The organism is Bordetella genomosp. 7 (assembly GCF_002261265.1).
GTDB lineage: Bacteria > Pseudomonadota > Gammaproteobacteria > Burkholderiales > Burkholderiaceae_B > Bordetella_A.
Map to the genome: position 1 here is coordinate 788,602 of NZ_NEVK01000003.1, position 18,663 is coordinate 807,264.

The following is an 18,663-nucleotide window of genomic DNA, read 5'->3' on the forward strand; positions in this document are numbered from 1 at the left end:
GGACTTGTCCGTAAAATGTCGGTTTTTTTCCACAGATGTTGGGGATAACTTGGCTACACCACGTTACACCGAAGCGTCCATCCGGGTTCTGAAGGGGCTCGAGCCCGTTCGCCAGCGCCCGGGCATGTACACCCGCACCGAAAATCCCTTGCACGTGGTGCAAGAGGTCATCGACAACGCCGCCGACGAGGCGCTGGCCGGCTATGGCAAGCAGATCCAGGTCACCCTGCACACCGACGGCAGCGTGTCGGTCGAAGACGACGGGCGCGGCATTCCGGTAGGGTTGCATCCCGAAGAAAACGCTCCGGTGGTCGAACTGGTATTCACCCGGCTGCATGCGGGAGGCAAGTTCGACAAGCAGGGCGGCGGCGCCTACGCGTTCTCGGGCGGGCTGCACGGGGTGGGGGTGTCGGTCACCAACGCGCTGGCCAGCCGCCTTGAAGTGGTGGTGTGGCGCGATGGCGGCGCGCACCGCCTGGTGTTCCAGGGCGGCGATGTCGCCGAAAGCCTGGCCCCGCATTCCGAGCCCGGGCGCAAAAAGTCCGGCACCCGCGTACGGGTCTGGCCCGACGCCAAGTACTTCGACAGCCCGCACATTCCGCTGGGCGAACTGACGCACTTGCTGCGCAGCAAGGCCGTTCTGCTGCCGGGCGTCAAGGTCACGCTGGTCACCGAGAAAACCGGCGACACCCGAACGTGGCAGTACGCCGAAGGGCTGCGCGGCTATCTGTCCGAGGCGCTGGCCGGCGCGGCGCTCATGGTGCCGTTCTTCGAAGGGCAGCAATACGCCGACGCCGACCACGAAACCTTCGCCGACGGCGAAGGCGCCCAATGGGTGGTGGCCTGGACCGAAGACGGCAACGCCGTGCGCGAGTCTTACGTCAACCTCATCCCCACGCCGGCGGGCGGTACGCACGAATCGGGGCTGCGCGAAGGGCTGTTCGGCGCGGTCAAGGGTTTCGCCGAACTGCATGGCCTGTTGCCCAAGGGCGTCAAGCTGCTGCCCGAAGACGTGTTTGCCCGCGCCAGCTTTGTGCTGTCGGCCAAGGTGCTCGACCCGCAATTCCAGGGGCAGATCAAAGAGCGCCTGAACAGCCGCGACGCCGTGCGGCTGGTGGGAGGCTTCGTCAAGAGCGCGCTCGACCTCTGGCTGCACAGCAACGTCGAATATGGCAAGAAGCTGGCCGAACTGGCCATCCGCCAGGCCCAGGCGCGCGCGCGCTCGGCGCAGAAGGTCGAAAAGCGCAAGAGTTCGGGCGTTGCGGTGCTGCCGGGCAAGCTCACCGATTGCGAATCGTCCGACGCCAGCCGCACCGAAGTGTTCCTTGTCGAAGGCGATTCGGCGGGCGGCTCGGCCAAGATGGGCCGCGACAAGGAATTCCAGGCCATTCTGCCGCTGCGCGGCAAGGTGCTCAATTCCTGGGAAGTCGACCGCGATCGCCTGTTCGCCAACAACGAAATCCACGACATCGCGGTGGCCATCGGGGTGGATCCGCACGGGCCGGACGACACGCCCGACCTGTCGGGCCTGCGCTACGGTCGCATCTGCATCCTGTCCGATGCCGACGTAGACGGTTCCCACATCCAGGTGCTGCTGCTGACGCTGTTCTACCGCCATTTTCCCAGGCTGGTCGAGGCGGGGCATGTGTACGTGGCCAGGCCGCCGCTGTTCCGCCTGGACGTCCCCGCGCAAGGCAAGCGTCCGGCCCGCAAGATCTACTGCCTGGACACGGGCGAGCTCGAAGCGGCGCAGGACAAGCTGCGCAAGGAAGGCGTGCGCGAAGGCGCCTGGAGCATCAGCCGCTTCAAGGGGCTGGGCGAAATGAACCCCGAACAGCTCTGGGAAACCACCATGAACCCAGATACGCGGCGCCTGTTGCCGGTGGGCTACGGCGGCCTTACGCCCGAAGACACCACGCGCATGTTCGACATGCTGATGGGCAAGGGCGAATCTTCGCAGCGCCGCGCCTGGATCGAAGAAAAGGGCAACCTGGCCGAGCTCGACATCTGAGCCGCCCCGCCCGCCAGTCTTTACGCAACTCCGAAAACCAATGACAGACAGCAACCAACCCGGCCTGTTCGATGCGGCGGCCAACGAGGCCGACGAGGCCATCACGCTGGCCCGCTACGCCGAACAGGCTTACCTGGACTATGCGGTTTCCGTGGTGCGCGGCCGCGCCTTGCCCGATGTGGGCGATGGCCAGAAGCCCGTGCAGCGGCGCATCCTATATGCCATGCAGGACATGGGGCTGGGCCCTGGCGCCAAGCCGGTGAAATCCGCGCGCGTGGTCGGCGACGTGCTGGGCAAATACCATCCGCACGGCGACCAGGCTGCCTACGATGCCATGGTGCGCATGGCGCAGGACTTCACACTGCGCTATCCGCTGATCGACGGGCACGGCAACTTCGGTTCGCGCGACGGCGACAACGCGGCGGCCATGCGCTATACCGAAGCGCGCCTGACGCCTTTCTCGCGCCTGCTGCTCGACGAACTCGAAGAGGGCACCGTTGATTTCGCGCCCAACTACGACGGCAGCCAGCTCGAGCCGCAGAGCCTGCCGGCGCGGCTGCCCGTCATGCTGCTCAACGGCGCGTCCGGCATTGCAGTGGGCATGGCCACTGAAATTCCGTCGCACAACCTGCGCGAAGTCGCCCAGGCCTGCGTTGCGCTCATCAAGCAGGCCAGGCTGCCTGACGAAGAACTGCACGCGATGGTGCCGGGGCCCGATTTCGCGGGCGGCGGCCAGATCATCACCCCGCCGGCCGATATCGCCCAGATTTACGCCACCGGCCGCGGTTCGCTCAAGGCCCGGGCCCGCTGGCGCTTCGAGGAGCTGGCGCGCGGGCAGTGGCAGCTGGTGGTGTATGAACTGCCGCCCGGCACGTCGTGCCAGAAGGTGCTCGAAGAAATCGAAGAAATCACCAACCCCAAGGTCAAGGCGGGCAAGAAAACGCTGACGCCCGACCAGCAGCAGAGCAAGGCCGTCATGCTCAATCTGCTGGACGCGGTGCGCGACGAATCCGGCAAGGACGCGGCCGTGCGGCTGGTGTTCGAGCCCAAGACCTCGCGCGTCGATCGCGACGAGTTCGTCAATACGCTGCTGGCCCAGACCAGCATGGAAAGCAGCGTGCCGGTCAACCTCGTGTGCATCGGCACCGACGGCCGGCCCCGGCAGAAGGGCCTGCGCGACATCCTGACCGAATGGGTGGCGTTTCGCACCGACACCGTGGTGCGGCGCACCCGCCATCGCCTGGACAAGGTCATCGACCGCATCCATGTGCTGGAAGGGCGCATGGTCGTGTACCTGAACGTGGACGAGGTCATCCAGACCATCCGCGAATCCGACGAGCCCAAGCCCGCGCTGATGGAACGCTTCCGGCTGTCGGAACGGCAGGCCGAAGACATTCTTGAAATGCGCCTGCGGCAGCTGGCCCGCCTGGAAGGCTTCAAGATAGAACAAGAACTGGCAGGCAAGCGCGAAGAGCAGGGCCGCCTGCAAGAGCTGCTGGACAATCCCGCTGCGCTCAAGCGCCTGCTCATCAAGGAAATCGAGGCCGATGCCAAGCAATACGGCGACGACCGCCGCACGCTGATCGAAACGGCGGAGCGCGCGGTGCTGGAGACCAAGGTGCTGGACGAGCCGGTTACGGTCATCGTTTCGCAGAAGGGCTGGCTGCGGGCTCGCCAGGGGCACGGCCATGATGCGTCGCAGTTCAGCTTCAAGCAGGGCGACAGCATGTACGGCGCTTTCGAATGCCGCACCACCGACACCCTGATCGCCATCGGCGACAACGGCCGGGTGTACTCCGTGCCCGTGGCCGGGCTGCCGTCGGCGCGCGGCGATGGCCAGCCGGTCACCTCGATGATCGACCTGGGCCCCGGCACGCGCATTGTGCACAGCGTGGTGGCCAGCGCCGACACCCGCTGGCTGCTGGCCACGCAGCGCGGTTTCGGTTTCGCCGTGCGTCATGGCGACATGATGTCGCGCCAGCGCGCCGGCAAGCAGTTCATCACGCTCGAGCAGGGCGACGCGCTGCTGCGGCCGGTGCCGCTTTTCGAGGGCGCCAGGCAACTTGCGCTGCTGTCGGCCAAGGGCAAGTGCCTGGTCTTCGGGCTGGACGAGGTAAAGGTGCTTTCCGGCGGGGGGCGCGGCACTGTGCTCATGGGCCTGGACGCCGCCGACAAGCTGGCGCAAACCGTGCCTGTCGGTGCAGGCGGCCTGCGCGCAGCCGGCATCTACCGAAACAAGCCCACCGAAGACATTCTGGCCGGCGCGGCGCTGGAGCCCTACGTGGGCAAGCGCGCCCGCAAGGGCCGCATGCTGGACGTGCGGCCCAAGCAACCCGTGCTGTCACCGGTACTGTAAAGAAGCAAGAAGTCGGCCCGGAAATGGCGTCTGACGCCCTTGTGGGAGTCAGACGCCCCGGTAACCGGCAGGCACGCCAGTGTCTGGCTGCCGCGGGGGCTCAGACACTGGCGTGAGCGGCCTTCGGCGCCGTCAGGCGACGGCCAGGCCGCCGTTCTGGCGCTTTTCGCGCCGGCCTTGCATGGCCCACACCATGGCCAGCAGCAACAGCGCAGGCACATACACCCAGAACTCCGACGGGCGTTGCGGGTTGGGCGTCTTGACGCTGACCACATCCCAGCCTTGTTCCCAGCCTGCACGGCGGGCGCGGCTGCCGAACTGCACGGCGCCGATCTGCACCTGGTCGCCCAGCGCGGTCACCATCAGGCCGGCCTCGGCCAGACGCTTGCGGCCCGCGGCCGCGCCGGTGCTGGTGTCGTCTTCGGGCAGCGCGGGCAGTGCCACGGCCACCGTTTTGGTGAGCTCGTCGCCTTCGATGTTCATGCCATGCAGCACGGCCACCAGGCGGCCGCCATCGGGCATGTCTGCGGCGATGGAGACGATATCCGCGGCAGGCCGGTCTTCATACTTGTCCGATATGTGGTTCATGAACCAGTCCGGACGGAACAGCATGAAGGTCACCAGCAGCAGAATAACGACCTCGAACGCATTGCAGCGCACCCGCATCCAGCCCAGCGTGGCGGCCGCGAAAGTCAGCGATGCCAGCGTGGCGCCACCCACGACCAGCAGCAGTTCTGCCCACCCATGCACGTCGATCAGCAGCAGCAGCGGATTGAAGACGAACATGAAGGGTAGTACCGCCGTGCGCAGGGCGTACGTGGTTCCCTGTATGCCGGTCTTGATGGGGTCTTCGCCGGAGATCGCCGCCGCGGCGAACGTGGCCAGACCCACTGGCGGCGTAATGTCCGCCATGATGCCGTAATAGAACACGAACATGTGCACGGCGATCAGGGGAATCACCAGGCCGTTCTGCGCGCCCAGTTCCACCACTACCGGAGCCATCAGGGTGGCCATGAGGATATAGTTGGCGGTGGTCGGCATGCCCAGGCCCAGGATCAGGCACACCACGGCGGTGAAGACCAGCATCAGCAGCACGTTGCCCATCGAAATGAGTTCGACGAACGCGGTCATGCGCAGGCCCAGACCGGTCAGCGTGATGGCGCCCACGATCAGGCCCGCGGTGCCGCAGGCGATGGCGATGCCGATCATGTTGCGTGCGCCGTCCTCCAGCCCGCCGATGGCTTCGCGCCAGCCGCGCCCCAAGGCGGGGGCGACCTCCTGGCCGCGGAACCAGGCCATGATGGGGCGTTGGGTGACCATCTGCAGCAGCATGGCCACAGCTGCCCAGAAGGCCGACAGCCCGGCCGACAGTTCTTCGATGCTCAGGCACCAGACCAGTATCCCGATGGGGATCAGGAAGTGCAGGCCCGCCCGCACCGTGGGCCAGGGTTCGGGCCGCACCGGGTTGGTGACGCTGATTTCTTCGGGCAGGTCGGGATGCTGCGCGGCGATGCGCAACAGCCAGATGTCCAGCGCCACCAGGATGGCAAGCAGTATCCACAGCGCGGCGTCGCCTGCGACGGCCTTGACCCCCATGCCGATCCAGTAGATCAGCCCCATGACGATCAGCGTGCCGGAAATGCCCATGCCCCAGCCGGCCAGCTTCTGCAGCGCCGTGCGCGGCTTGCCGCCGGCCATCATGGGCTGGATGCCCAGCTTGAGCGCTTCCAGATGCACGATGTAGAACAGCGCGATATAGGAAATGGACGCGGGCAGGATGGCGTGGCGGATGATGTCCGTGTACGGAATGCCGACGTATTCGATCATCAGGAAAGCGGCGGCGCCCATCACCGGCGGCATGATCTGGCCGTTGACAGACGAAGCCGTTTCGATCGCGCCGGCCTTGACGCCGCCGTAACCGGCCTTTTTCATCAACGGAATGGTAAAGATGCCGCCCGTGACCACGTTGGCCACCGACGACGCCGACACCAGGCCGTTGACGGCCGACGACACCACGGCCACCTTGGCGGGCCCGCCGCGCAAATGGCCCAGCAGGGCGAACGATACCTGCATCATGTAATTGCCGGCGCCGCACTTGTCCAGCAGCGACCCCAGCAGCACGAAGATGAAGATGTATGACACTGACACGCCCAGCGCCACGCCGTACACCCCTTCGGTGGTCAGCCACATGTGCGAGGCCAGGCGTTCGATGGATGCGCCCCGGTGGGCCAGTACATCGGGCAGCCAGGGGCCTGCCAGCACATACAGCACGAACACGGCGCCCAGTACCGTCATGGGCAGGCCCAGCGAGCGGCGCGTGACTTCCAGCAGCAGCAGCAGGCCGATGGCGGCGGCGGTCACGTCCATCGTGGTGGGCTGCCCGGGGCGGCCCGCCAGCTCTTTATAGAAAAGGAACAGGTACGCACCGCAGAAAGCCGCGATGAAGGCCAGCACCCAGTCGTGCAGCGGCATCCGGTCGCGCGGGGAACTTTTGCGGGCGGGATAGGCCAGATAACCCAGGAACATCGCAATGCCCAGGTGCAGCGCGCGCGCCTCGGTGTCGTTGAAAATGCCCCAGCTCAACGCAAAGGGCAGGGGCGACGCATACCAAAGCTGGAACAGCGACCACATCAGGGCGCCGATGGCGAGCGTGGCGCCGGCGATGCCGCCGCACTGGCGCCCGCCGCGATCGACATCCGCGACCAATTGTTCCAGATCGGCTGTCGTAGTAGACGGCTCGGTCTTCATTAATTTCCCCAGAATGTTCGGGTGGCCCGCAAGCGCGCGCCGCGCTGGTGCACGGTGCGCGCCGGGGCGCTATGGTGAAAAGCAGGGCCGGCCACGCCGCCGCGGTGCGCGCGTGGCCGGCCGGCGCAGCATTACAGCAGGCCTTTTTCCTTGAAGTACTTCTCGGCGCCGGGGTGCAGCGGCGCGGACAGGCCGTTCTTGACCATGTCTTCAGCCTTCAGGTGGGCAAAAGCGGGGTGCAGCTTCTTGAAGTCGTCGAGGTTGTCGAACACCGCTTTGACAACCGTGTAGACGGCCTCATCAGGCACATCCGCCGAGGTGACGAACGTGGCCGTCACGCCATAGGTGTTGGTGTCGTTGGGGTTGCTGGGATACAGGCCGCCGGGGATGGTGGCATGGGCATAGTAGGGGTACTTGTCCACCAGCTTGTCGACCGCCGGGCCCGTCAGCGACACCAGTTGCGCGCCGCACGTGGTGGTGGGGTCCTGGATGTTGGCCGAGGGGTGGCCCACGCCATAGAAGAAGCCGTCGATCTTGCCGTCGCACAGCGCCGAACCGTGCTCATCGGGGCGCAGTTCCGAAGCCAGGGCGAAGTCTTTCATCGTCCAGCCCATGGTGGCCAGCAGCTCTTCCATCGAGGCGCGCGTGCCGGAGCCGGGGTTGCCCACGTTGAAGCGCTTGCCCTTGAAGTCTTCGAACGACTTGATGTTGGCTTCCTTGCGCGCCACTACGGTAAACGGTTCGGGGTGGATCGAGAACACCGAGCGCAGTTTGTCGAACTTGCCGGCGTCCTTGAACTGGCCCACGCCGTTGAAGGCGTTGTAGCCCACGTCGGATTGCACCACGCCCAGGTCCAGTTCGCCCGCCTTGATGGTGTTCACGTTGAACACCGAGCCGCCGGTGGACTCGACCGAGCAGCGGATGCCGTGCGACGAACGGTCTTTATTGACCAGGCGGCAGATGGCGCCGCCGGCGGCGTAATAGACGCCCGTCACGCCGCCAGTACCGATGCTGACGAACTTCTGTTGCGCCGAAGCAGGCGCGGGAGCGGCGAATGCCATCGCCACCGCCGCGCACGCCGCGGCCAGTCCCCACCCTTTTTTAGTGCCCAAGGTGTGTTTGACAGACTTGCTCATACAAACTCCTTTTGAGGATTTTCCCCGTAAGAATACCGGTGTTTCCGGCGATTGGCGCGCCCGTGTCCGGGCGCGGCGTAGCGGCGCCGGGGTTGTGCCCTGGCGCGTCAATAATCCTACGACCGGGTCTGGGCAATGGCCGCGTCGATCGCGCCCGCCAGCCGCTCGGTCAGCTGGTCCAGTTCGTCGTCAGAAATAATAAAGGGCGGCGCCAGCAGTACGTGGTCGCCGCGCTGGCCGTCAATAGTACCGCCCATGGGGTAAACCATCAGCCCGCGGGACATGGCCTCGCGCTTGATGCGGGCATGCAGGCTGAGCTGGGGGTCGAACGTCTGCTTGGTGGCGCGATCAGCCACCAGTTCCACGCCCATGAACAGGCCGCGGCCGCGGATATCCCCGACGTGGGGATGCTCGCCCAGCGTTGCCTGCAGCCGCTCGCGCAGGCCCGCGCCCTGGTCGCGCACGCGCTGCAGCAGGCCGTCACGCTGGATGACGTTCTGCACGGCCAGCGCGGCGGCGCAGGCGGTGGCATGGCCCAGGTAGGTGTGGCCGTGCTGGAAGAAGCCGGTTCCGGCGCTCATGGCAGCCACGATTTTTTCCTGCGCCATGACCGCGCCTATCGGCTGGTAGCCGCCGCCCAGCCCCTTGGCGATGGTGATCAGGTCGGGCACGACCTGCTCTTGTTCCACCGCATACAGGGTGCCGGTGCGGCCCATGCCGCACATGACTTCGTCGGCGATCAGCAGTACGCCGTAACGGTCGCACACTTCCCGGATGCGGCGGAAATAGCCCGGCACCGGTGTCAGGGCGCCTGCCGTGGCGCCCACCACCGGCTCGGCCACGAAAGCCATCACGCTGTCGGCGCCCAGCCGCGTGATGGTGTCGTCGAGTTCGCGAGCCAGGCGTTCGCCGTAGGCTTCCGGGGTCTCGTCGTCGCGGCGGTCGCGGTATTCGTAGCAGGGCGAAACGTGCGTGACGTCGATAAGCAGCGGCTTGAACTGCTCGCGGCGCCATTCGTTGCCGCCTACCGCCAGGGCGCCCAGCGTATTGCCGTGGTAGCTCTGGCGACGGGCGATGATGTGCCGGCGCTGCGGCTGGCCGATTTCGACGAAATACTGCCGCGCCATCTTCAGCGCGGCCTCGACAGCCTCGGAGCCGCCCGACACAAAGTACGCATGGCTGGTGCCGGCCGGCGCGTGCTGCACCAGGTTGTCGGCCAGGCGCTCGGCCACTTCGGTGGTGAAGAAGCTGGTATGCGCATAGGCCAACTGGTCGATCTGTGCGTGCATGGCCGCCTGCACATCGGGGTGGTTGTGGCCCAGGCACGACACGGCGGCGCCGCCGGATCCGTCCAGGTAGGCGCGCCCCGCGCTGTCATATAGCCAGGCGCCCTGGCCGCGTACCGCCACGGCAGGCGTGGCGCGCAATGATCGGTGAAAGACGTGGGTGGTGCTCATGTCGGTCGTATCAGGTAAGTAGGCAAGAAAGGGCGCCGCGCGGCGTCTGCGTGAAACATCCGGGGCGCGGCGGTCAGGGACTGTGCTGCATCGGGTGCGTAGACCAGAAAACCTTGTCGGCCTGCATGCGTTCTTCGATTTCGCTCAGGCGGTTCAGCACTTCGACGCCGCCGCGCGCCGTCAGGCGCGCGATCAGGTGTTCGGCCAGCCCGAGCAGGCCCGCCGTGGTATGGAAGAATGAGCCCGGACCCCGTTGCATTGGCTGGTGCCGCACGCCGTCGCGGTCGGGGCGCTCGAACACCAGCACGTGGCGCGCATCGACCGCCAGCGGCGACAACGCGTCGTCAGTCAGGGCGATAACCGCCACGCCCTGCTGCGCCGCCTGGCGCGCCAGCCGTACGGTGGCGGCGGGGTAGGGCGACTGTGAAATCGCGATCAATGCGTCGCAATCGCGCAGGTTATCGATAGATTCGGCTTCCAGTCCGCCCAGGCCGTCAATAAGTACGCTGTTGCGCAGCACCAGCTGGTACGCGTAATGCATCTGGAAGGCAATGCCAAAGGCAGAGCGCGTGCCCAGAAAGCCCACCTGGCGAGCCTGCAGCAAGGTCTTGACGGTGGCGTCAAAGGCTACCGAGCTGTTGAGCGAGCACACCGAGCGGATGGCGCGGGACTGCAGTTCGGTAAGGGCGTCGTGCCCCGGTGTGTCCGTGTCGCCTTGGGCGGCCTGCAGTTCGGCGGCCCGCTCGCGCAGGCTGGCGGGGCGCACGCCCGTCAGGGCAGCCTGGAAGGGCGCGCGGAAATCTTCGTAGCTGTCAAAGCCGGCAGCACGGGCCAGCCGCAGCATTGTGGCCGGCGCCACGCCCAATGCCTGGGCTTGGCGACGCATGGACCACAGGCCCACCTCGGCGGGGTGGTCGGCTACCCAGTGCGCGGCGCGCTGCAGTTCGGGCGGCAATTGCTCGAGCAAGCTTTGCAACCGCTGTATGACCGGCAAAGGGGGCGAAGACAACACGGTTAAAAGAGGCCAGGCGCACAAAAAAACACATGATAAATAAATCCTGCACTAAAAAACATGTGTTTCCTGGCGCCTCAGGGTATTCCCCGACGCCTCGGGCAAGCTAATTGCTACCAGCCAGGGTGCAGGAGGATTTTCTCCGGGTAATAGGTAAATTGCACGCATTGTTCGTCAACTTGCCGAAATCTGAACGCATTTGTTCACATTTTATGGACAGGCAAGGTTGACCTGCGGCCCGGCAGCACATATTATCTGGGTAGAATGATTTGAGTAGAAATTAATCCTACTGAACTATTTTCAGTCATGAACAACGTCACGAAGCCCGAACCGCCCCAGCAGCATTACGATCTGCGCATTCTGCGTGCCCTGCGCCGCATCACGCGCTCGATCGCGCTGCATTCGCGCCAGCTGGCGGCGGTCAGCCACATCACGGCGCCGCAGCTGATGTGCCTGCGCACAGTAATCGCCAATGGGCCGCTTACTGCCACGGCTATCAGCCGTGAAATCCACGTCAGCCCCAGTACGGTGGTGGGCATACTCGACCGCCTCGAAGACAAAGGGCTGGTGCGGCGCGAGCGCGGTCGCGAAGACCGGCGCATCGTATTCGTAACCGCCACCGATGCCGGCCGCGAACTGGCCGACAAGGCGCCTTCTCCCCTGCAAAAGCACCTGGCCGACGCGTTGAACGCGTTGCCCGAGCTCGAGCAGGCCACCATCACGCTCGCGCTCGAGCGCATCGTCGCGCTGATGGAACAAGAAGGGCATGCGGTGGAAACGCATGGCGATGTGGCCTCGCCCATTCTTGAAGTTCCCACGGGCGGCACGCCACCTGAATCGGGACTGGTCGTATGAGGGAAGTGAATCTGGAACCCAACTCACCTATTACCACGGCTGCCCAGCCGGCGGCGGCGGCAGCGCGCGCGCAGTTCCGCGCCCCCCGCCGCAGCGACGGCGCCGCGCTGCATCGCCTCATATCCGAGTGCCCGCCACTCGACGTCAATTCCCTGTACGCCTATCTGCTGCTGTGCGAGCACTTTTCCGACACCTGCGTGGTGGCCGAAAGCGCCGGCGGCCGCATCGATGGGTTTGTTTCCGCTTATTTGCCACCCAACCGGCCCGACGTGATTTTCGTCTGGCAGGTTGCGGTGCATTCCCGCGCGCGCGGCCAGCGATTGGGCCGCGCCATGCTAGGCGAGCTCCTGCAGCGCCCGGGGCTCGCGCATGTTCGTCATCTTGAAACCACGGTGGGGCCTGGCAACCAGGCTTCGCGCCGTACTTTCGCCGGCTTGGCCGGCGAGCTCGGCGCGCATATCTCCGAACAGCCCTTCTTCGACAGGCAGCTGTTCGGGGGTGCGGACCATGACGACGAGATGCTGTTGAAGATAGGCCCGTTCTCGCTGCCGTCCCGCTAGGGGCGGCCAGGCAAGTGCCTATCGAAAGGGGATGCACGGGTTTCACGGTCTTGCGGGCCGTGCGGCACCGCTGTATCCGTCAATTCACGAAATGAAGGGAGGATCCTATGGACTTGAAAATCTTTGACCGGATGGAGTCGGAGGTGCGTGGCTACATCCGGTCGTTTCCGGTGATATTCAACCAGGCGAGAGGCTCTGTCCTGATCGATGAAGACGGCGGCGAATACATCGATTTTTTCAGTGGTGCAGGCACTCTCAATTACGGCCACAACAACCCTGTCTTCAAGGAAAAGCTGCTCGAGTATCTCGAGTCCGATGGTGTGGTGCACGGCCTGGACATGGCCACCAGCGCCAAGAAGCAGTTTCTTGAAACCGTCGATCGCGTGCTGCTCAAGCCGCGTAATTGGCAGTACACGTTGCAGTTCACCGGCCCCACGGGCACCAACGCGGTCGAGGCCGCGCTGAAGATCGCGCGCCAGGTAAAAGGGCGCCCCAACATTATCTCGTTCACTCACGGTTTCCACGGCGTCAGCGGCGGTTCGCTGGCCGCCACGGCCAACATGAAGTTCCGTGATGCTGCCGGCTTTGCGCTGGGCAACACCACCTTCATGCCTTACGACGGGTACTTCGGTCCCGACGTCGACACCATTGCTTATCTGGAACGCATGCTGGACGACCCCAGCAGCGGCATGGACAAGCCCGCCGGTGTCATCGTGGAAACGGTGCAGGGCGAGGGCGGGGTCAATGTGGCGACGCTGCGCTGGCTGAAAGAGCTGGAAAAGCTGTGCCGCCGCCACGATATGCTGCTGATCGTCGACGACATCCAGGTTGGTTGCGGCCGTACGGGCAGCTTCTTCAGCTTCGAGTCGGCCGGCATCCGCCCCGACATCATTACGCTGTCGAAGTCCCTGTCGGGCTATGGCCTGCCCATGTCGCTGGTGCTGATGAAGCCGGAACTCGATATCTGGAAACCCGGCGCGCACAGCGGCACGTTCCGCGGCAACAACCTGGCTTTTGTCACGGCCACGCAGGCCCTGGACACCTACTGGTCCAGCGATGCGTTCGCCAACGAAGTGCAGCGCAAGGAGCGCCTGGTGCGCGACTGGCTCGAAAACCTGGCCCACAGCTTCCCCAACGCCGGCCTGGCTGTGCGGGGTCGCGGGCTTATCCAGGGTCTGGTGGCCACTGCGGAACCGGCTCTCGCCAACCGCATCGCGCAGCACGCATTCAAGCGTGGCGTCGTCATCGAGACGTCGGGCGCGCATGACGAGGTGCTGAAGCTGCTGCCCGCGCTCACCATCGAAGATGAACATCTGGCCCGCGGCCTGGAAGCCATCGAGGCCTCAGTGGCCGACGCGCTGGGCGAATCGGGGCAATCTGCCCAAGTATTGAAATTTGGAGGAAAACGTCGATGATCGTACGCAATGTGAAAGATGTGATTGGCACTCCGGACGAAGTCCGCACCGAAACCTGGGTCAGCCGCCGCGTGCTGCTGAAAAAGGACGGCATGGGCTTTTCGTTTCACGAGACCACCATTTTTCCCGGCGGACGCACCCACATCCATTACAAGAACCATCTTGAAGCGGTCTGGTGCATCGAAGGCGACGGGACGATCGAGACCGTTGCCGACGGCAAGACGTACGAGTTGGGGCCGGGCGTGGTGTATGCCTTGAACGAACACGACGAACACTGGCTGTGCGGCGGTAAAGAGCCGCTGCGCGTCATCTGCGTATTCAACCCGCCGCTGACCGGTCAGGAAGTGCACGATGCCGAAGGCGTCTATGCGCTGCCCGCCGAAGAAGAAGCGGCTTGAGAACAGGAGGACGAACATGATCTCACCTGCACAGGATCCGTACGCCTCGCGTACGGATCGCAGTTCCGCCATCATTGCCCGTCAGGACCCGGTGGTCTATGGCGAAGGAAAGTACGCCGATGCGTTGTCGGCCGACCTGGTCCAGCGCTATGAACAGGATGGCTTCCTGCTTCTGGAAAACCTGTTTACCGAAGAAGAAGTCCAGGCCCTCGTGAATGAGGTCGAGCGCATGACGCGCGACCCGGCCATTGTGCGCCGCGAAGAGGCCATTACCGAGCCGGGCAGCAATGCGGTGCGCTCGATCTTCATGGTGCATGTGTTGAGCCCCATGCTTGCCCGCCTGACCCGCGATCCGCGCCTGGCCAACGTGGCCCGTCAGCTGCTGGGCTCCGAGGTGTATATCCACCAGTCGCGCGCCAACCTGAAGCCGGGCTTCAAGGGCAAGGAGTTCTACTGGCATTCCGATTTCGAAACCTGGCACGTCGAGGACGGCATGCCGTCGATGCGTGCGCTGAGCTGCTCGGTGCTGCTTACCGACAACAACGAGTGCAACGGCCCGCTGATGCTGGTGCCGGGCTCGCATCGCCAGTTTATTTCGTGCGTGGGCGAGACGCCGCGTGACCACTACAAGCAGTCGCTGAAGAAGCAGGAGTATGGCGTGCCCGACCCGGTCAGCCTGCAACTGCTGGTGGAGCAGGGCGGCATCCGCACGATGACGGCAAAGGCCGGCTCCGTGGTGTTCTTCGACTGCAACACGATGCACGGCTCCAACAGCAACATTTCGCCGTGGCCGCGCTCGAATGTGTTCATGGTGTACAACAGCATGGAAAACACGCTGCAGCCGCCCAAGTACGGGCTGGAGCCGCGCCCCGAGCACATCGCCACCCGCAAGGCCTTCAAGGCCGTCACGCCGCTGGACAAGCTCAAGCTCGTCGAATAGGCGGCGCCGGTCGCTCCCTTCAACCCCGCAAGGTCCGCCCTGCGGGGTTTTTGTTTTCAGGCGCTACGCGTGGCCGGATGTGCGCTTGTTGAACGGTGTCTGACACCCTCCGGGAGTCAGACACCCAACCCCCGCAAGCAGGTGTCTGACTCCCGAAGGGTGTCAGACACCCCCAGCAGCATTAGTCCGCGCATTCCGCCCAACAGGTGTCTGACTCCCGAAGGGTGTCAGACACCCATCATCAGCACGGAGCCGCACATTTGCCGAGTGCGTGGCTGGCTCCCTGCGGGTGTCCCCGGGCGCCGGATCTGCCCGACTTGCCGGTACGATGGCTATGAGCACCCGCAGGGTAGGGATACTGTACGTACAGGCTGTACGTATCGGGTACACTAGCCGTTTTACGCGCCGGAATATCCCGGTTCACCGGGCCAGCCAGGCCTGCTACCTACTTCCTGACAAGGTACTGGAGACACTTCATGACCTCCGAGGTTTCCCGTTTTCCCATGTTCGCCGCCATGATGAAGGTGCCGGGCGGGCTGATGTTGCTCCCCTTGATCCTGGGATCCATCATCGGCACGTTCGCGCCCGACGCGCTGGCAATTGGCGGGTTCACCACGGCGCTGTTCAAGAACAGCGCCTTGCCGCTGATCGCGCTGCTGATCTTCGCCACGGGCACCCAGGTCAATATGCGTACTGGCGGGCCTATCCTGGCCACGGCGGGCACCATCCTGTTGACAAAAACCATCGTGCCGGCCACGCTGATTGTGCTGCTGGGCAGCTACGTGGGCCTGGACGGCGTGCTGGGTGTCTCCATCCTGGCGATGCTGGCCGCCTTCGACAACAGCAACGGTGGCCTGTGGCTGGCCTATACGGGGCAATACGGCGACAGCCGTGACCGCGGCGCTTATGTGGCCAGCGCCGTCAACGACGGCCCTTTCTTCAGCCTGTTGTTCCTGGGCGCGTCGGGCCTGGCCGATATTCCGGTGAGCGCGCTGATCGCCGCCCTGGTGCCGTTTCTGCTTGGCGTGGTGGTGGGCAACCTCGATGTGCAATGGCGCAACGTGCTCAAACCCGTGCCGAACATCGTGATCCCGTTCTTCGCCTTTGCGCTGGGCACGGGCATCAACCTGGGCGCCGTCGTGTCGGGCGGCATGAGCGGCCTTATCCTGGGCCTGTTGATCAGCCCCATCACCGGCTATCTCGTGTACTTGGGCTACCGCTACATTCTGCGTCGTGGCGGCAAGAGCGGTATCGGCTTTGCGGCCGGCACCACCGCCGGCAACGCGATCGCCACCCCGGCCGTCGTGGCCGCAGCCGATCCGTCGCTGCAGCAGTACGTCGGCACCGCCACGGCGCAGGTCGCTGCATGCGTGCTGATCAGCTCGATCATGGCCCCCTTGCTCGCGTCGTATTTCCTGAAGCGCGCCGGCGAGCTCAAGCCTGCTGAAGATGTGGCGCTCGCCATGGGCGAACCCGCGCAGGCAATTCCCGACGCCCGGGTGTAAGCATGGCGCCATTCATCGCCATCGTGGCCGACGACCTGACAGGGTCGGGCGATACGGCTGTGCAATTCGTGCGCGCCGGTTGGCCCACGCAGTTGTCGGTGGGCCGCGCCAGCCAGGCACTGTCCGACCCGGCAGCCCACCGCGCCGAAGTTATCGCGGTAACCACGCACAGCCGTCCGCTGCCCGGCGCGCAGGCAGCCGCCGTGGTGCGCGAAGATGTCGCCGCGCTGCGTGCGGCCGGTGTGCGGCGCCTGTACAAAAAAGTCGACTCGACACTGCGCGGGGCGTTTCGCGCCGAGATCGACGCGGCGCGCGCAGCTTGGCGCGAGGACGCGGTGGCGGTGGTGTGCCCGGCGTTTCCGGCAACCGGACGTACGGTGCGCGAGGGCGTGCTTTATGTAGACGGCCGGCCGGTCACAGAAACTTCGGCGGCCACCGACCCCGTGACGCCGGTTACCGAAAACCATATCCCCACGCTGCTGGATGGCGCGCAATTGTCCATGCGTGATGATGAATCGCCGCATGACCTGGCCGGCCGCATCGCGGCTGCCGGAGCTGTCGTGGTCGTGGATGCGCAGACCACCGGCGAACTGGATCGCCTGGCCCAGGCCATCGTGCTCATGGGCGAGCGCGCCCTGCCGGTGGGGTCGGGCGGCCTGGCCATTCCGCTGGCGCGCCTGTGGGCCGGCGCCGAATCGCAGGGAACGGTTATTGTCGTGGTGACGTCGCAGCACAGCGCTTCGCGCCGACAGGCGCAGGCTTTGCAGGCGGCGGGCGCCCGCACCTGGTCGCCTTCGCTGGCACAACTGGCCGATGCAAATGCCTGGCGCGACTGGTCCGCGCAGGTCTGCGAATCCGAAGCCGCGGCGAGCGGCCCGGGCACGTTGCTGTTGCTGGCCCCCGAGGGTCGGCGCGACGATCTCGAATCCGACGTCGTCGCCGCCCGCCTGGGCGAACTGGCGGGCCGGCTTATCCAGGGCGACGCCGCAGCAGGCGTGGTGGCGACGGGCGGCGATGGCGCCAGCGCCGTATTGGCCGCACTGCAGGCCGGCGGCATCGCACTGGTGGACGAGGTGATGGGCGGCGTGCCCCTGGGCACGCTTACCGGCGGCAGGGCCGCCGGGCTACCCATTGTGACCAAGGCCGGCGGCTTTGGCACTGACGATGTATTGATCCGGGCCGCGCGTGCGGTCCGCGAACGGAGGTTTCCCGCATGACACAAGACGCAACGCCTGTCCGCATTCCTACTCTGGCCGTTACGCTGGGCGACGTCGCCGGCATCGGGCCGGAAATCACCGCAAAGATGCTGCTGGGCCATGACGACCTGCGGCAGAAGGCCCGCCTGGTGGTGGTAGGCGATGCGGGCGCGATGCGCAAGGCTGCGCTGGCCCTGGGCGCCGACGCATCGCGCGTGCGGGTGGTCGAAGGGCCCGAGCAGGTGCAGAACACACCGGGCACGATCGAGATCATCCAGGCTGGTCCGACGCTCGAGCATGTGCCGCCAGGCGAACTCAGCGCCGACGCCGGCGACGGTTCGGTGCGCTTTGTCACCACCGCCTGCGCGCTGGCCCGCGCGGGACGCATCGACGGCATCGTCACCGCGCCCCTGAACAAGGCGGCCATGCACCTGGCGGGCCACAAGTGGCCCGGCCATACCGAGTTGCTGGCACACGAGTTCGGCGTCAAGACATTTTCATTGGTGCTTTCGGCGGGCGACCTGTACATCTTCCATGCCACGACCCACGTGTCGTTGCGGCAGGCCATCGAAGACGTCAACCCGCAGCGCATGCGCGCCGTGCTGCGGCTGGCCGGATCGTTCGCTCGCGCGCTCGGGCGCGGCGACGAGCCCGTGGCCGTGGCAGGCCTGAACCCCCACGCAGGGGAAAACGGCATTTTCGGCACCGAAGACGCCGACATCCTGGCCCCTGCCGTGGCCGAGGCCAACGCGGCGGGCATCCGCGCCGCCGGCCCCATCCCCGCAGACGCCTTGTTCCCGCAGGCCGTGCGCGGCAAATGGAAATTCGTCATCGCCTGCTATCACGACCAGGGCCATGCGCCGTTCAAGTCGGTGTATGGCGATGACGGCGTCAACATCACCGTGGGGCTGCCGGTGGTGCGCGTGTCGGTCGACCACGGCACGGCGTTCGACATCGCCGGCAAGGGCATCGCCCGCGAAGAAAGCCTGGTGCTGGCTGCCGAACGCGCCGCCCATCTGGCCCCGGGCTGGTCGCATGTATGGGAAACTGCGCGCTCCACCACCGGAGACTGAT

14 protein-coding genes are annotated in these 18,663 nt (G+C 65.5%); 10 read left to right on the top strand and 4 right to left on the bottom strand.

The annotated features are described in order from the left end of the window. Positions 1-49 precede the first annotated feature (49 nt). Both CAL19_RS06050 and parC read left to right on the top strand, forming a co-directional pair. Positions 50-2,011 (top strand): DNA topoisomerase IV subunit B, encoded by a 1,962-nt coding sequence (locus CAL19_RS06050; protein WP_026638359.1) that lies wholly within the window; start codon positions 50-52, stop codon positions 2,009-2,011. A 40-nt stretch (positions 2,012-2,051) separates the two neighbouring features. Further along, positions 2,052-4,367, top strand: a complete 2,316-nt coding sequence (gene parC, locus CAL19_RS06055) for a DNA topoisomerase IV subunit A (RefSeq protein WP_026638358.1) — start codon at positions 2,052-2,054, stop codon at positions 4,365-4,367. Between the two features lie 132 nt (positions 4,368-4,499). On the opposite strand, the gene CAL19_RS06060 is transcribed toward parC, so the two are convergent. From CAL19_RS06060 to CAL19_RS06075, 4 genes are all read right to left on the bottom strand, one after another. Next, positions 4,500-7,115 (bottom strand): TRAP transporter permease, encoded by a 2,616-nt coding sequence (locus tag CAL19_RS06060; protein ID WP_026638357.1) that lies wholly within the window; start codon positions 7,113-7,115, stop codon positions 4,500-4,502. Positions 7,116-7,246: 131 nt separating this feature from the next. Further along, a complete protein-coding gene (locus CAL19_RS06065; protein ID WP_026638356.1) occupies positions 7,247-8,251 on the bottom strand; it encodes a TAXI family TRAP transporter solute-binding subunit in 1,005 nt (334 codons plus the stop codon). Between the two features lie 116 nt (positions 8,252-8,367). Next, complete coding sequence (locus tag CAL19_RS06070) at positions 8,368-9,708, bottom strand: aspartate aminotransferase family protein (protein WP_026638355.1); 1,341 nt, start codon at positions 9,706-9,708, stop codon at positions 8,368-8,370. A gap of 73 nt (positions 9,709-9,781) precedes the next feature. Then, positions 9,782-10,684, bottom strand: coding sequence for a MurR/RpiR family transcriptional regulator (locus tag CAL19_RS06075; protein ID WP_231494521.1), 903 nt, complete (start codon positions 10,682-10,684; stop codon positions 9,782-9,784). 342 nt (positions 10,685-11,026) lie between these two features. Between CAL19_RS06075 and CAL19_RS06080 the strand changes: the two genes are divergently transcribed. The 8 genes from CAL19_RS06080 to pdxA all read left to right on the top strand — a co-directional run bounded on the left by CAL19_RS06080 (position 11,027) and on the right by pdxA (position 18,662). Then, positions 11,027-11,575, top strand: a complete 549-nt coding sequence (locus tag CAL19_RS06080; protein WP_094796259.1) for a MarR family winged helix-turn-helix transcriptional regulator — start codon at positions 11,027-11,029, stop codon at positions 11,573-11,575. Beyond that, positions 11,572-12,135, top strand: a complete 564-nt coding sequence (gene ectA, locus CAL19_RS06085; protein ID WP_094796260.1) for a diaminobutyrate acetyltransferase — start codon at positions 11,572-11,574, stop codon at positions 12,133-12,135. The genes CAL19_RS06080 and ectA overlap by 4 nt, the downstream gene beginning before the upstream one ends. Positions 12,136-12,242: 107 nt before the next feature. Beyond that, positions 12,243-13,550 carry a diaminobutyrate--2-oxoglutarate transaminase gene (ectB, locus tag CAL19_RS06090; protein ID WP_026638351.1) on the top strand — a complete coding sequence of 436 codons (1,308 nt, stop codon included), beginning with the start codon at positions 12,243-12,245 and terminating at the stop codon, positions 13,548-13,550. Further along, on the top strand, positions 13,547-13,948 hold the full coding sequence (locus tag CAL19_RS06095) for an ectoine synthase (RefSeq protein ID WP_026638350.1): 402 nt from the start codon (positions 13,547-13,549) through the stop codon (positions 13,946-13,948). The genes ectB and CAL19_RS06095 overlap by 4 nt, the downstream gene beginning before the upstream one ends. Before the next feature lie 16 nt (positions 13,949-13,964). After that, on the top strand, positions 13,965-14,888 hold the full coding sequence (gene thpD / locus CAL19_RS06100) for an ectoine hydroxylase (RefSeq protein WP_026638349.1): 924 nt from the start codon (positions 13,965-13,967) through the stop codon (positions 14,886-14,888). A 476-nt stretch (positions 14,889-15,364) separates the two neighbouring features. Continuing rightward, the gene (locus CAL19_RS06105) at positions 15,365-16,393 is read left to right on the top strand and encodes a 2-keto-3-deoxygluconate permease (protein ID WP_094796261.1); all 1,029 of its coding nucleotides are present in this window, start codon (positions 15,365-15,367) and stop codon (positions 16,391-16,393) included. Between the two features lie 2 nt (positions 16,394-16,395). After that, a complete protein-coding gene (gene dtnK / locus CAL19_RS06110) occupies positions 16,396-17,610 on the top strand; it encodes a D-threonate kinase (protein ID WP_094796262.1) in 1,215 nt (404 codons plus the stop codon). Beyond that, the gene (gene pdxA / locus CAL19_RS06115) at positions 17,607-18,662 is read left to right on the top strand and encodes a 4-hydroxythreonine-4-phosphate dehydrogenase PdxA (protein ID WP_094796263.1); all 1,056 of its coding nucleotides are present in this window, start codon (positions 17,607-17,609) and stop codon (positions 18,660-18,662) included. Before dtnK ends, pdxA begins: the two co-directional genes overlap by 4 nt. Position 18,663 lies beyond the last annotated feature (1 nt).

Excerpts from the sequence above, each read along its gene's own strand:
- parC (WP_026638358.1), top strand. The coding sequence starts at position 2,052 with ATGACAGACAGCAACCAACCCGGCCTGTTCGATGCGGCGGCCAACGAG.
- CAL19_RS06060 (WP_026638357.1), bottom strand. The coding sequence starts at position 7,115 with ATGAAGACCGAGCCGTCTACTACGACAGCCGATCTGGAACAATTGGTC.
- CAL19_RS06065 (WP_026638356.1), bottom strand. The coding sequence starts at position 8,251 with ATGAGCAAGTCTGTCAAACACACCTTGGGCACTAAAAAAGGGTGGGGA.
- CAL19_RS06070 (WP_026638355.1), bottom strand. The coding sequence starts at position 9,708 with ATGAGCACCACCCACGTCTTTCACCGATCATTGCGCGCCACGCCTGCC.
- CAL19_RS06080 (WP_094796259.1), top strand. The coding sequence starts at position 11,027 with ATGAACAACGTCACGAAGCCCGAACCGCCCCAGCAGCATTACGATCTG.
- ectA (WP_094796260.1), top strand. The coding sequence starts at position 11,572 with ATGAGGGAAGTGAATCTGGAACCCAACTCACCTATTACCACGGCTGCC.
- ectB (WP_026638351.1), top strand. The coding sequence starts at position 12,243 with ATGGACTTGAAAATCTTTGACCGGATGGAGTCGGAGGTGCGTGGCTAC.
- CAL19_RS06095 (WP_026638350.1), top strand. The coding sequence starts at position 13,547 with ATGATCGTACGCAATGTGAAAGATGTGATTGGCACTCCGGACGAAGTC.
- thpD (WP_026638349.1), top strand. The coding sequence starts at position 13,965 with ATGATCTCACCTGCACAGGATCCGTACGCCTCGCGTACGGATCGCAGT.
- CAL19_RS06105 (WP_094796261.1), top strand. The coding sequence starts at position 15,365 with ATGACCTCCGAGGTTTCCCGTTTTCCCATGTTCGCCGCCATGATGAAG.
- dtnK (WP_094796262.1), top strand. The coding sequence starts at position 16,396 with ATGGCGCCATTCATCGCCATCGTGGCCGACGACCTGACAGGGTCGGGC.
- pdxA (WP_094796263.1), top strand. The coding sequence starts at position 17,607 with ATGACACAAGACGCAACGCCTGTCCGCATTCCTACTCTGGCCGTTACG.